Annotated in this window: 10 protein-coding genes; 3 read left to right on the top strand and 7 right to left on the bottom strand. The window is 64.8% G+C overall.

Annotation, left to right across the window (positions count from 1 at the left end; translation table 11 throughout):
- The first annotated feature begins 136 nt into the window (after positions 1-136).
- On the top strand, positions 137-1,165 hold the full coding sequence (tsaD, locus tag AB4Y36_RS29780; protein WP_368616720.1) for a tRNA (adenosine(37)-N6)-threonylcarbamoyltransferase complex transferase subunit TsaD: 1,029 nt from the start codon (positions 137-139) through the stop codon (positions 1,163-1,165).
- An 81-nt stretch (positions 1,166-1,246) separates the two neighbouring features.
- Here the strand turns inward: tsaD and folE2 are convergent, their stop codons facing one another.
- From folE2 to AB4Y36_RS29760, 4 genes are all read right to left on the bottom strand, one after another.
- Entirely contained in the window at positions 1,247-2,053 is an 807-nt protein-coding gene (gene folE2, locus AB4Y36_RS29775) for a GTP cyclohydrolase FolE2 (RefSeq protein WP_368684890.1), read from the bottom strand.
- 167 nt (positions 2,054-2,220) lie between these two features.
- The gene (dxs, locus tag AB4Y36_RS29770) at positions 2,221-4,122 is read right to left on the bottom strand and encodes a 1-deoxy-D-xylulose-5-phosphate synthase (protein ID WP_069261333.1); all 1,902 of its coding nucleotides are present in this window, start codon (positions 4,120-4,122) and stop codon (positions 2,221-2,223) included.
- An 84-nt stretch (positions 4,123-4,206) separates the two neighbouring features.
- A complete protein-coding gene (locus AB4Y36_RS29765; RefSeq protein ID WP_069261334.1) occupies positions 4,207-5,088 on the bottom strand; it encodes a polyprenyl synthetase family protein in 882 nt (293 codons plus the stop codon).
- Positions 5,085-5,399 (bottom strand): exodeoxyribonuclease VII small subunit, encoded by a 315-nt coding sequence (locus tag AB4Y36_RS29760; protein ID WP_342946998.1) that lies wholly within the window; start codon positions 5,397-5,399, stop codon positions 5,085-5,087. The genes AB4Y36_RS29765 and AB4Y36_RS29760 overlap by 4 nt, the downstream gene beginning before the upstream one ends.
- A 307-nt stretch (positions 5,400-5,706) precedes the next feature.
- On the opposite strand from AB4Y36_RS29760, the gene AB4Y36_RS29755 reads away from it, so the two are divergent.
- The gene (locus tag AB4Y36_RS29755; protein WP_069261336.1) at positions 5,707-6,813 is read left to right on the top strand and encodes an aromatic ring-hydroxylating dioxygenase subunit alpha; all 1,107 of its coding nucleotides are present in this window, start codon (positions 5,707-5,709) and stop codon (positions 6,811-6,813) included.
- 139 nt (positions 6,814-6,952) lie between these two features.
- Positions 6,953-7,822, top strand: a complete 870-nt coding sequence (locus tag AB4Y36_RS29750) for a sulfurtransferase (RefSeq protein WP_368684889.1) — start codon at positions 6,953-6,955, stop codon at positions 7,820-7,822.
- A 27-nt stretch (positions 7,823-7,849) separates the two neighbouring features.
- Here AB4Y36_RS29750 and AB4Y36_RS29745 read toward each other — a convergent pair whose 3' ends face one another.
- The 3 genes from AB4Y36_RS29745 to polA form a co-directional block, all read right to left on the bottom strand.
- Complete coding sequence (locus AB4Y36_RS29745) at positions 7,850-8,722, bottom strand: dienelactone hydrolase family protein (protein WP_069261338.1); 873 nt, start codon at positions 8,720-8,722, stop codon at positions 7,850-7,852.
- 86 nt (positions 8,723-8,808) lie between these two features.
- Positions 8,809-10,185 carry an NAD(P)/FAD-dependent oxidoreductase gene (locus tag AB4Y36_RS29740; protein WP_069261339.1) on the bottom strand — a complete coding sequence of 459 codons (1,377 nt, stop codon included), beginning with the start codon at positions 10,183-10,185 and terminating at the stop codon, positions 8,809-8,811.
- 257 nt (positions 10,186-10,442) lie between these two features.
- A complete protein-coding gene (polA, locus tag AB4Y36_RS29735) occupies positions 10,443-13,250 on the bottom strand; it encodes a DNA polymerase I (RefSeq protein WP_368684975.1) in 2,808 nt (935 codons plus the stop codon).

Here is a 13,250-nt window from a genome sequence, read left to right as displayed (position 1 = left end):
GTCCGGGAGGGACACCGCTTGCCGCGCTCAACCGGCTTCGACGCGCGCTGCTATACTGTTATGTTCTGTTAATTCTTGATTTAGCGGCGGTTTTTGGCGGCTCGTGCCGCCCAATGCCGCCGCCCTGCCTCCCACCATGCTCGTTCTCGGCATCGAAAGCTCCTGCGACGAAACCGGCCTCGCGCTCTACGACAGCGAGCGCGGCCTGCTCGCGCACGCGCTGCATTCGCAGATCGCCATGCACCGCGAGTACGGCGGCGTCGTGCCGGAGCTTGCCTCGCGCGACCATATCCGCCGTGCGCTGCCGCTGCTCGAAGAAGTGCTCGCGAAGAGCGGCGCGGCGAAAAACGACATCGACGCCATCGCCTTCACGCAAGGCCCCGGCCTCGCGGGCGCGCTGCTCGTGGGCGCGAGCATCGCCAATGCGCTCGCCATGGCCTGGAATCGGCCGACCGTGGGGATTCACCACCTCGAAGGGCACCTGCTTTCGCCGCTGCTGGTCGATGCGCCGCCGCCGTTTCCGTTCGTCGCGCTGCTCGTGTCGGGCGGCCATACGCAACTCATGCGCGTGACCGACGTGGGCGTCTACGAAACCCTCGGCGAGACGCTCGACGACGCCGCCGGCGAAGCCTTCGACAAAACGGCCAAGCTGCTCGGCCTCGGCTATCCGGGCGGCCCGGAAGTCTCGCGTCTCGCGGAGTTCGGCACGCCAGGCGCGGTCGAACTGCCGCGTCCGATGCTGCATTCGGGCGATCTCGACTTCAGCTTCAGCGGCCTCAAGACGGCCGTGCTCACGCAGGTGAAGAAGCTCGGCACGAACATCTGCGAGCAGGGCAAGGCCGACATCGCACGCGGTTTCGTCGACGCAGCCGTCGAGGTGCTGGCCGCGAAATCGCTCGCCGCGCTCAAGCGCACGAAGATGAAGCGCCTTGTGGTGGCTGGCGGCGTGGGGGCCAACAAGCAGTTGCGCGAGACGCTTTCGGCGGCGGCGCAAAAGCGCGGCTTCGAGGTGCATTACCCGGACCTGTCGCTGTGCACCGACAACGGCGCGATGATCGCGCTCGCGGGGGCGCTGCGCCTCGCGCGCTGGCCCGAGCAGGCCACGCGCGATTATGCGTTCACAGTAAAGCCGCGCTGGGATCTGACGTCGCTCGCGCAGCACTAATCCGTTCGCCGCTGCAGAAGCCGCCCAAGGGCCACGCCCTTGGGCGGCTTTTTTATTGACGGTGCAACCAGGCGGCCGGCGTTACGCCGCGCGCTTGTCGTGCTCGATCACGGCGTAGGCGCTGTGATTGTGGATCGACTCGAAGTTTTCGGCTTCGAGCGTATAGGCGATCACGCGCGCATCGGCATTCAGTCGCACGGCCACGTCGCGCACGAGGTCTTCGACGAACTTGGGGTTCTCATACGCGCGCTCGGTCACGAACTTCTCGTCCGGACGCTTGAGCAGGCCCCACAGCTCGCACGACGCCTCTTGTTCGGCGATGCGAATGAGGTCCTCCACCGGCAGGTCGCCTTCGAACTCGACATTCATCGTCACGTGCGAGCGCTGATTGTGCGCGCCGTACTGCGAGATCTTCTTCGAGCACGGGCACAGGCTCGTCACGGGCACGAGCACCTTGAGGAACAGGTGCGTTTGCCCGTTGCGCACGTCGCCCGTGAGCGTCACTTCGTAGTCCAGCAGACTTTCCACGCCCGACACCGGCGCCACTTTCTTCACGAAGTACGGGAACGTCACTTCGATACGGCCCGCCTGCGATTCGAGCTTCGTGAGCATCGCGGCCAGCATCGCGCGGAACGTGGCGGGTTCCAGCGGCGCCTTGTTCTCTTCGAGCAGCGCGACGAAGCGCGACATGTGCGTGCCCTTCTGGTCGGCCGGCAGATGAACGTCGAGATTCCACGTGCCGACGCTCGGCTGGACGTCGCCCGCGCCCGTCTTCACCGTGAGCGGATGGCGCACGGCCTTCACGCCGACGCGCTGGATCACGATCTGACGGGTATCGACGGAGCTTTGGACGTCCGGCATCACGAAGGCCGGGTTCATCTGATTCATGTTCTTATCCTCAAGCCGCGCCATACGCGGCGCGCAAATAACAAACGCCGGCATGAGCCGGCGTTTGCTGGCGGAAAGCCGGGTAGGAACCCGCCCGCCAGTTCAAATGTGAATTGGGCTGCCGCGAGGGCGACGCACCAATCAAACTATCGCGATCTCAATCGACCTCAGGCAACGCGCATCACCGACTTGCCGGACACTGCCTTGTCGAGAAAGCGCTCGCGAATCGACTTCGCGATCCCTGCTGCGTCGAGCCCACAGCCCGCCAGCAGCTTCGCCGGGTCGCCGTGGTCGATGAAGCGGTCGGGGAGGCCCAATTGTAGTACGGGCTTGATAACCCCACTTTCAAGGAGGGCTTCCACGCAGGCCGAACCGGCGCCGCCCATGATGCAGCCTTCCTCGACGGTCACGAGGTAGTCGTGCGTTTCGGCGAGCTGCTTCACGAGGTCCGCGTCGAGCGGCTTCACGAAGCGCATGTTCGCCACGGTGGCGTCCAGTTCCTCGGCGGCCTTGAGCGACGGCGCAACCATCGTACCGAACGCAAGGATCGCGATGCGGCTGCCTGCCGGCGCGTTGCTCTCGCGGCGGACTTCGCCCTTGCCCACCGGCAGCGCGGCCATCTGCTTGACGGTCGCCACGCCCGTGCCCGCACCGCGCGGATAGCGCACGGCCGTCGGGCAGTCCTGCTGGAGCGCCGTGTAAAGCATCTGGCGGCATTCGTTTTCGTCCGACGCCGCCATGATCATCATGTTCGGAATGCAGCGCATGAACGCGAGATCGTACGCGCCGGCGTGCGTTGCGCCGTCCGCGCCGACGAGGCCCGCGCGGTCGATCGCGAACACGACGGGCAGGTTCTGCAGGGCCACGTCGTGGATCAGCTGGTCGTACGCGCGCTGCAGGAAGGTCGAGTAGATCGCGACCACGGGCTTCAGGCCTTCTGCCGCGATGCCGCCCGCGAACGTGACTGCGTGCTGCTCGGCGATGCCGACGTCGTAGTAGCGGTCCGGGAAGCGCTTTTCGAACTCGACGAGGCCCGAGCCTTCGCGCATGGCCGGCGTGATGCCGATCACGCGCGAATCGAGTTCAGCCGCGTCGCACAGCCATTCGCCGAACACCTGCGTGTAGGTCTTCTTGGCGGGCGTTGTCGACGGCTTGATGCCTTCGGCCGGGTTGAACTTGCCGGGACCGTGGTACAGGACCGGGTCGGCTTCGGCGAGCTTGTAGCCCTGGCCTTTCTTCGTCACGACGTGCAGGAATTGCGGGCCGCGCAGTTCCTTGATGTTCTGCAGCGTCGGGATCAGCGAATCCAGATCGTGGCCGTCGATCGGCCCGATGTAGTTGAAGCCGAATTCCTCGAACAGCGTAGCCGGCACGATCATGCCCTTCGCGTGCTCTTCGAGCTTGCGCGCGAGGTCGAGCACCGGCGGCGCATGGCGCAGCACGCGCTCCACGCCCGCGCGTGCGGCGGCGTAGAAGCGGCCCGACATGAGGCGCGCGAGATGGCGATTGAGCGCGCCAACCGGCGGCGAAATCGACATGTCGTTGTCGTTGAGGATGACGAGCAGCGGCACGTCGTCTTCCACGCCGCCGTTGTTCAGTGCCTCGAAGGCCATGCCGGCCGTCATCGCGCCATCGCCGATCACGGCGATGCCCATGGCATTGTCGCCCTTGAGCTTGCTCGCGACGGCCATGCCGAGCGCCGCCGAAATCGACGTGCTCGAGTGCGCGGTGCCGAACGTGTCGTACGGCGACTCGTCGCGTTTCGGGAAACCCGAAATGCCGCCGAGTTGACGCAGCGTCGACATCTGATCGCGGCGGCCCGTCAGGATCTTGTGCGGATAGGTCTGATGGCCCACGTCCCAGACGATGCGGTCGCGCGGCGTGTCGAACACGTAGTGCAGCGCGATCGTCAGTTCGACCGTACCGAGGTTGGACGACAGGTGGCCGCCCGTCTGCGAGACGCTCTCGAGAACGAAGGCACGCAGTTCGTCGGCAAGCGGTTGCAACTGGCGGCGATCAAGGCGGCGCAAATCCGCCGGGTCGTCAATGGTTTTCAGCAAGTCGTACATCGTCGTTCCATTGTAGGAAAACTGGCGCTCCCGCACTTTTTCTGCGCATTACTTCCATTTCATGCGCGTGGGCGGGTTGCGCGGTCAGCTCACCCGGTTCACCACCAGGTCAGCGAGTTCGGCGAGGCGCTGAGCGCGCGCGCCGAACGGTTCGAGCGCCGCGTGCGCGTCGGCGCGCAACTGCTGCGCGAGCGCACGCGAGGCATCAAGACCGATAATCGACACGTAGGTCGGCTTGCCGTCCTTCGCGTCCTTGCCAGCGGTCTTGCCGAGCGTTGCGGAGTCGGCGGTGACGTCGAGAATATCGTCCACCACCTGGAACGCGAGGCCCACGGCCGCCGCGTATTTGTCGAGTGCGGCGAGGTTTTCCGCCGAAGGCGTCTCGCCCGCCAGCGCGCCCATGCGGACCGCGGCGCGCAAGAGCGCGCCGGTCTTCAGGCGGTGCATCGTTTCGAGCTGCTCGCGGGTGAGCGAATGGCCCACGCTCGCGAGGTCGATGGCCTGGCCGCCGGCCATGCCGATCGAGCCGCTGGCCAGCGCGAGTTCGCGCACGAGCGATGCCTGGTGCTGGGCACCGAGCACATCGGAGGTCAGCGTGACGAAGGCTTGCGACTGCAGCGCATCGCCCACCAGCAGCGCCGTCGGTTCGTCATATTTGACGTGTACGGTGGGTTTGCCGCGACGCATGTCGTCGTCGTCCATGCACGGCATGTCGTCGTGCACGAGCGAGTAGACGTGGATCATTTCGAGCGCGCAGGCCGCCGCGTCGAGCGCTTGCGGCGTGGCGTTGGTGAGTTCGCCCGCCGCGTGGCACAGGAGCGGACGCACCCGCTTGCCGCCGCCCATTACGGCATAACGCATGGCGTCATGCAGCGGCGCCGGCAATACGTCGGCAGCCGGCAAATAGTGATCGAGCGCGCTTTCGACCCGGTCGAGTACGTGCCGGGTCCATTGGTCAAATGTCATAGATCGTCGTCTCCGCCCGCTGCGGAGTCTGTCGTATTGAGGGGCACGGGCCGCAGCGTCTCGCCGTCGAGCACGCGCACCTGTTGTTCAACCTTTTCGAGCTGCTGCTGGCAGAAGCGCACGAGCGCCGCGCCACGGCGGTAGGCTGCAAGCGATTCTTCCAGACTCAGGCTGCCGCCTTCCATGCGTGCAACGAGCCCGTCGAGCTCCGCAAGCGCCACCTCGTAGCTCTCTGGCAGGGCTTCGCCCTCGGCCAGCCCGGCTTCGCTTTCGCCCGCGCCAGCGCGGTCTTTCGTTGCGGATTTCGCCATGAGTCGTCGCCAGAATGAAACAAGGCGGACATTCTACGGCAAAAGGTCCCGTTCGACCCGCTCCCCGGCTTGTGTACCCTCTCGACCACATGTTCGGGGCCAGTACAAATCGGTTCCAGAAGGCCCGATTACCCGTGCATTTGTCTCATACTTCCTGAATTCCTGCCGTCTTTCCGGTGTAATTTTGGCAAAAATCAGTCACTTAGCTACCCCACGAGGGGGTAACCGGGTATAATCGCCGGCTCCCTAAATCGAATCTTCGATGGTTGGGTTGTTCACTGCTTTCACGTCTTCATCGGGAGTGGGAATGTCCAATCTGAGCAATGCATTGCAGCTGAAGTCTATTCACAGCCAGCTGCCAGTCACCGCTTATTTTGACGAAGCGCTACTCAAGCGCGAAATCGACACGCTTTTCCAGAAGGGTCCTCGCTACGTCGGGCACGAACTCATGGTGCCCGAGGCGGGAAACTATTTTGCGCTGCCCGGCGAAAAAGAAGGCCGCGTGCTCGTTCGCAACAAGAGCAACGAAATCGAGCTGCTCTCGAACGTGTGCCGGCATCGCCAGGCCATCATGCTAAACGGTCGCGGCACGGCAGACAACATTGTATGTCCGCTGCATCGCTGGACCTATGACCTCAAGGGCGAATTGCTCGGCGCGCCGCACTTCGCGGACAAGCCGTGTCTGAACCTGAACAGCTCGCCGCTCCAGAAGTGGAACGGGCTGCTGTTCGAATCCGCGGGCCGCGACGTCGCGCGCGATCTCGCCCGCCTTGGGCCGGCGAAACACCTCGACTTTACGGACTACATGTTCGATCACGTCGAGGTTCACGAGTGCAACTACAACTGGAAGACCTTCATCGAGGTCTATCTGGAAGACTATCACGTCGTGCCGTTCCACCCGGGACTCGGCAACTTCGTCTCGTGCGACGATCTCCAGTGGGAGTTCGGCGAGTGGTATAGCGTGCAGACGGTCGGCGTGCACAAGCACCTCGGCAAGCCGGGCAGCCCGACGTACCGCAAGTGGCACGACGAAGTCCTGCGCTTCCGTAACGGTGAGCCACCGGAGTTCGGCGCGATCTGGATGGTGTACTACCCGAATCTCATGATCGAGTGGTATCCGCACGTGCTCGTGGTCTCGTGGCTGATCCCCGAAGGCACGCAGAAGACGAAGAACATCGTCGAGTTCTATTACCCCGAGGAAATCACGCTCTTCGAGCGCGAGTTCGTCGAGGCCGAGCGCGCCGCCTATATGGAAACCGCCGTCGAAGACGACGAGATTGCCGAGCGCATGGACGCCGGCCGCAGGGCGCTGTTCGAGCGTGGCGTTTCCGAGGTCGGCCCGTACCAGAGCCCGATGGAAGACGGCATGCAGCACTTCCACGAGTTTCTGCGCCGCGAGTTGGGACCGATCTGACGCGCGGCCTGGCGCGGGCGTCGGGCAACTCGAACGCATCACGGAAAGACGGGCTTCGCCCCGTCTTTTTGTTTAGACTGACGGCACCGGGCCGTCGCATCGCGAGAGAGGGCGGCCTTGCACGATTCAAGGAGCCGTCATGCCCCACACGCACTACACCACGCTGATCTCGGCCGCCAATCTGCACGAACGCCTGACCGCCGCGCCGGGCAGCGTGCTGGTTTTCGACTGCCGCTTCGATCTCGCCAATCCCGCCGCGGGTGAGAACGCCTATGCGCTCGGCCATCTGCCCGGCGCCCAATACCTGCATCTGGACCGCGACCTCTCGGGCCCGAAAACCGGCAAGAACGGCCGCCATCCGCTGCCCGACCGCTCGGCGCTCGTCGCCACGCTCCTGCTGCGCGGGCTCAACGAAGGCCAGCAGGTCGTGGTCTACGACGCGCAAGGCGGCGCCTACGCCGCCCGCCTGTGGTGGCTCCTGCGCTGGCTCGGCCACGACTCGGTGGCCGTGCTCGACGGCGGCCTCAAGGCGTGGGAAGCCGCGGGCTTCCCGCTCGTGCGCGACGTGCCGACACCCGCGCGCGGCACCTTCAAGGCCGGCGCGCCGCTGCAGGTGACGGTGGACGCGCAGGCCATCGTCCGCAATCTCGCCACGCACGAACTCACGGTCGTCGACGCGCGCGCCGCCGACCGCTATCGCGGCGAGAACGAAACGATCGACCCGGTGGGCGGCCATATTCCTGGCGCGCGCAATCGGTTTTATCAGGACAATCTCACGCCGGACGGCCGCTTCAAGTCGGCGCATGCGCTGCGCGAAGATTTTACGGCGGTGCTGCCTGGCATCACGCCCGAACACGTGGTCCTGCAATGCGGCTCGGGCGTGACCGCCTGCCACAATGCGCTCGCGATGGAGATTGCCGGCCTGCACGGCGCGGCGCTCTATCCCGGTTCGTGGAGCGAATGGAGCGCCGACGCGTCGCGGCCGGTCGCGACTGGCCCCAACCCCTGAGCCGGGTATCCGGAGCCGGGCACGGCGTCACACCACGCCGTGCTCCTTGAACCAGGCAATCGCGCGCTTCCAGCCATCCTCCGCATCGGCCTTGCGATAGCTCGGCCGGTAGTCCGCGAAGAACGCGTGGCCCGCATCGTTGTACACGACGATTTGCGAGCCGCGCCCATCCTGCGGACCCTGCGCGATGGCGGCCTTCATCTGCTCGAGCGTGTTCTGCGGAATGCTGTTGTCCTGCAAGCCATACATGCCGAGTACCGGCACCTGCAGATTGCCCGCGAGATCGAGCGGATTCTGCGGCGAATTTTCCGTGTGTGCGCCCGCTACGCGGCCATACCAGGAAACCGCCGCCTTGATGCGCGGATTGTGCTCGGCATAGAGCCACGTGTAGACCCCGCCCCAACAGAAGCCATTGACGCCCACGCGCTTCAGATCGCCACCGTTCTCGCCAGCCCAGACAAGCGCCGCATCGATGTCGCCGAGCACCTGTGCATCGGGCACCTTGCTCGCGATGTTCTCGCTGATTTGCTGCACTGTCGGGTACGCCGAGGCATCCCCCTGACGCACGAAGAAGTCCGGCGCGATGGCCAGATAGCCGAGCTTCGCAAAGCGGCGGCACACATCGGCGATATGCTCGTGCACGCCGAAGATCTCGTGGATCACGATGATCACCGGCAAGTGCGTCTTGCCGCGCGGCTGCGCGCGATACGCCGGGATGAGCGTGCCGCCGGACTGGAAGCCGATCTCGCCGGCTTCGAGGCCTTCGCTGTCGGTGTGGATGGTTTGCGCCGAGACGGGCAGCACGGCAGCGGCGAATCCGCTGCCGAGCGCCGCCTTGATGAAGGTGCGCCGATCGAACGGCACGTGCGGGACGAGGCTATCGACTTCGGGTTTCAGCATGCAGCGCTCCTTGAAGATAGATCAAACAGCGGAAACAGGCAGAATAGCGCCGCGCCCCGGACACAAGCGCCGCCCGGTGCAGCCGCTCAGTGCAGCTTCACGCGCGGCAACGTCGTGCGGCGCAGCCAGTGCGCGAAGGTGTCGAGCACCATGCGCGCGTAGCCGTGCAGCGCCGCGATGTGCAGCCGGTACAGCGACATGTACATGAAACGGGCAAACAACCCTTCGATCAACATATTCCCGCCGATCAGCCCGCCCATCAGATTGCCGACCGCGCTGAAGTGCCCGAGCGACACCAGCGAGCCGAAGTCGCGATAGGTGAACTCTTCCAGCGGCTTGCCGGCGAGCAGATTGCCCAGCGACTTGAACAGGAAAGTGGCCTGCTGGTGTGCGGCTTGCGCGCGCGGCGGCACACCGCGTTCGTGGCCCGGCCATTCGCAGGCCGCGCAGTCGCCGAGCGCGAAGATGTTGTCGTCGAGTTCCGTTTGCAGCGTACGGCGCACGATCAGTTGGCCGAGCTTGTTGACGGTGAGACCGTCGAGCCGCGAGAGCACAGCCGGCGCGGTAATGCCAGCGGCCCAGACCGTGAGGTCCGCGCGCAGGTTCTTGCCGCTCGCGGTGCGCACGACGCCAGGCGCCACTTCGATCACGCGTTCGCTCGTCAGCAGCTTCACGCCGAGCTTGTTCAGCAGCTCGCCTGTCGCCGAAGAAACGCGCTCCGGCAGCGCGGGCAGGATGCGCGGGCCGGCCTCGATCAGCACGATGCCCACGTCGTTGCGCGGATCGAGCTTGTGCAGTCCATAGGCCGACAGCACCTGCGCGGTGTTGCGCAGCTCGGCTGAAAGCTCGACGCCCGTCGCGCCCGCGCCGATGATCGCCACCTGCACGCGCGGCTCGGCGCCGGCGTCCATGGCCGGCGCGAGGTCGTCCGCCGTCACCTCCACCGCGACTTTTTCGGGCGCTTGATGTTCGGCGCGCATGCACGCGGCGATCAAACGCTTGCGAAACCGCTCGGCCTGCTCGACGGTGTCGAGCGCGATGGAATTCTCGGCCGCGCCCGGCACGCCGAAAAAATGCGTCGTGCTGCCGATTGCGAGCACGAGCGTGTCGTATTCGAGCACGCGCTCGGGCAGCATTTCCGCGCCGTCTTCGTCGAGCACGCGCCCGAGCGTGATGCGCTTTGCCGCGCGGTCGAGCCCGGTCAGCTCGCCCTGCTGGAACTCGAAGCCATGCCAGCGCGCCTGCGCCGGATATTCGAGCTGATGCGTGAATGGGTCCATGCTGCCCGCCGCGACTTCGTGCAGGAGCGGTTTCCAGATATGCGTTGGATTGCGGTCGACCAGCGTGATCGATGCCGCTTGCGGCTTGCCCCGCTTCGCGCGCGCCTCGCCATAACGATCGCCGAGCCGTGTTGCCAGCTCCAGCCCGCCTGCGCCTCCTCCCACAACGATAAAGCGATGCATAGACTCTCCGTGCATGTCGAAAGGCGATAGAAAGGCCGATGCGTCGACAACGTGACGTGCGAGGCACCGGCCTTCAATCAAATCATTGTCGGCCGACGGAGCGCGCGGCGGCAACCCTTGCGGCGCGCATTCGCGACATCACGCACGCGAGGCTTGCCTTATCGCGCGCGGGCAGTTACGTCCTGGTTACGGCTTTTGCGGCAGCACTTCGCATTCAGTATGTACTTAGTAGAGCTTCACTAAGCACTACAACGCCTTCAGTGCGCCTCTTCCCAGTTCTCGCCCACGCCCACTTCGGCGACGAGCGGCACCTTGAGCTGCGCCACCGAGCACATCAGCTCGGGCAAGCGCTTGCGCACTTCGGCGAGTTCGTCGCCCGGCACTTCGAGCACGAGTTCATCGTGCACCTGCATGATCATCTTCGTGCCGATCTTGCGTTCGTCGAGCCACTTCTGCACCGCGACCATGGAAAGCTTGATGAGGTCGGCGGCCGTGCCCTGCATGGGCGCGTTGATGGCGGCGCGCTCGGCGGCCTGGCGGCGCGGGCCGTTGCCGCCGTTGATCTCGGGCAGCCACAGGCGGCGCCCGAAGACGGTCTCGACATAGCCGCGCGACTTCGCGTCCATGCGCGTTTCGTCCATATAGCGCGCCACACCCGGATAGCGCGCGAAATAACGGTCGATATAAAGCTTCGCCGCGTCGCGCGTAATGCCGAGATTCGATGCGAGGCCGAACGCGCTCATGCCGTAAATCAGGCCGAAATTGATGACCTTGGCGATGCGCCGCTGGTCCGCGCTCACTTCGAGCGGCGTGACGCTGAACACCTCGGAAGCCGTGGCGCGGTGAATGTCGTCGCCGCGTGCGAACGCCGCGAGCAGCGACTCGTCGCCCGAGATATGCGCCATGATGCGCAGTTCGATCTGCGAATAGTCGGCGGAAACGATCTTGTGCCCCGGCGGCGCGATGAACGCCTCGCGAATGCGCCGGCCTTCGCCCGTGCGCACGGGAATGTTCTGCAGATTCGGATCGTTCGACGCAAGACGGCCCGTGACCGCCACCGCCTGCGCGTAGTTCGTGTGCACGCGGCCCGTTTGCGCATTCACCATGCGCGGCAGCTTGTCGGTGTACGTGGACTTGAGCTTCGCAAGCCCGCGATGCTCGAGCAGGATCTTGGGCAGCGGGTAATCTTCGGCGAGCTTTTGCAGCACTTCTTCGTCGGTGGAAGGCGCGCCGCTCGGCGTTTTCTTCACGACCGGCAGCTGCAGCTTCTCGAAGAAGATCTGGCCGATCTGCTTGGGCGAGCCCAGATTGAATTCGCCGCCCGCGAGCGCATACGCTTCCTCTTCGAGCGCGATGAGCCGCACGGCAATTTCCGCGCTCTGCTTTTCGAGCCTCTCGGAGTCGATCAGCACACCGTTGCGCTCGATCTTGCGCAGCACGCGCGATGTGGGCAGTTCGATGTTGCGATACACGTGATCGAGGCCCTTCTCGGGCGCGATCTGCGGATAGAGCGCGCGATGCAGTTGCAGCGTGACATCGGCATCTTCGGCAGCGTATTCGGCGGCCTTTTCGAGCGAGACGTCGTCGAAGCCGATCTGCTGCGCGCCCTTGCCTGCTACCTCTTCGTACTTGATCGTCTTGATGCCCAGATGGCGCAGCGCGAGGCTGTCCATGTCGTGGCTGCGATGCGATTCGAGCACATACGATTCGAGCAGCGTGTCATGCTCCACGCCATTGAGCTCGATACCGTAGTTCGCGAGCACCTGCTCGTCGTACTTCATGTGCTGGCCGACTTTCTTGTGCTTCCCGCTTTCGAGCCAGGGCTTCAGGCGCGCAAGCACTTCGCCCTGCGGCAGTTGATCGGGCGCGTCCGGGCCGCGATGTGCGAGCGGCAAATAGGCGGCCACACCGGGTTCCGTCGAGAACGAGATGCCGACGAGCTTCGCGACCATCGGATCGAGCGCCGTGGTCTCGGTGTCGAACGCGGTGAGTTCGGCGTCTTCGATGCGCCTGAGCCACGTGTCGAACTGCGGCCACGTCTGGATCGTTTCGTAATGACGCGGGGCATCGACGAACAGCGCGGGCTGCACGATCGCATCTTTTTCGGGCACGTCGCCCTGGGTCGCGGCGGGCACCGTCTCGCTCTGCTGACTCGCTTCGGTGACTTCGCGCAGCCAGGTCTTGAAGCCGTGGCGCGCGAAAATATCGCGCAGTTCTTCGCGCGCTTCGGCTCGCGTGGCGAGCGACGCTTCGATCGACTCGAGATGCGGCGTGAGATCGCAAGCCGTTTCCACCGTGACGAGCTTTCTCGCCATCGGCAGGAAGTCGAGCGCGTCGCGCAGATAGCCGCCCACTGCACCCTTGATTTCATCCGCATGCGCGATCACGCCGTCGAGCGAGTCGTATTGCGTGAGCCACTTTACCGCCGTTTTCGGGCCGCACTTGTTCACGCCCGGCACGTTGTCGACGGTGTCGCCGATGAGCGAGAGATAATCGATGATGCGCTCCGGCGGCACGCCGAACTTGGCGATCACGCCTTCGCGATCGAGCGTTTCATTCGTCATCGTGTTGATGAGCGTGACGTGGTCTGTCACGAGCTGCGCGAGGTCCTTGTCGCCGGTGGAAACGATGACCTTCATGCCGAGCTTCTCGGCCTGATGCGCGAGCGTGCCGATCACGTCGTCGGCCTCCACGCCTTCGATCATCAGCAGCGGCCAGCCGAGCGCGCGCACGGCCGTGTGAATGGGCTCGATTTGTGCAGCGAGCGGCTCGGGCATGGAAGGCCGGTTGGCCTTGTACTCGGGGTACCAGTCGTCGCGGAACGTCTTGCCCTTTGCATCGAACACGCACGCGCTATACTCTGCCGTAACGTCCTTGCGCATGCGACGCAGCATGTTGATGATGCCGTATAGCGCGCCCGTGGGTTCGCCGTCAGGACCGCGCAGATCCGGCATCGCATGGAAGGCCCGATAGAGGTAGCTAGAACCGTCGACCAGCAGCAGGGTCTTACCTTCCAGCCCGTTTTGTAGCTTCAGCTTTGTATCCACGCGTAGTTCTTCAGGCAT

Origin of the sequence: Paraburkholderia sp. BR10936 (assembly GCF_040965735.1) — a bacterium.
Taxonomy (GTDB): domain Bacteria; phylum Pseudomonadota; class Gammaproteobacteria; order Burkholderiales; family Burkholderiaceae; genus Paraburkholderia; species Paraburkholderia nodosa_A.
Note: the sequence above shows the minus strand (reverse complement) of the source record. Positions and strands in the feature narration are given on the sequence as shown.

Coding starts and splice junctions, on each gene's coding strand:
- AB4Y36_RS29740 (WP_069261339.1), bottom strand. CDS start 10,185: ATGCATCGCTTTATCGTTGTGGGAGGAGGCGCAGGCGGGCTGGAGCTG.
- folE2 (WP_368684890.1), bottom strand. CDS start 2,053: ATGAATCAGATGAACCCGGCCTTCGTGATGCCGGACGTCCAAAGCTCC.
- AB4Y36_RS29750 (WP_368684889.1), top strand. CDS start 6,953: ATGCCCCACACGCACTACACCACGCTGATCTCGGCCGCCAATCTGCAC.
- AB4Y36_RS29745 (WP_069261338.1), bottom strand. CDS start 8,722: ATGCTGAAACCCGAAGTCGATAGCCTCGTCCCGCACGTGCCGTTCGAT.
- AB4Y36_RS29755 (WP_069261336.1), top strand. CDS start 5,707: ATGTCCAATCTGAGCAATGCATTGCAGCTGAAGTCTATTCACAGCCAG.
- AB4Y36_RS29765 (WP_069261334.1), bottom strand. CDS start 5,088: ATGACATTTGACCAATGGACCCGGCACGTACTCGACCGGGTCGAAAGC.
- dxs (WP_069261333.1), bottom strand. CDS start 4,122: ATGTACGACTTGCTGAAAACCATTGACGACCCGGCGGATTTGCGCCGC.
- tsaD (WP_368616720.1), top strand. CDS start 137: ATGCTCGTTCTCGGCATCGAAAGCTCCTGCGACGAAACCGGCCTCGCG.
- polA (WP_368684975.1), bottom strand. CDS start 13,250: ATGCCTGAAGAACTACGCGTGGATACAAAGCTGAAGCTACAAAACGGG.
- AB4Y36_RS29760 (WP_342946998.1), bottom strand. CDS start 5,399: ATGGCGAAATCCGCAACGAAAGACCGCGCTGGCGCGGGCGAAAGCGAA.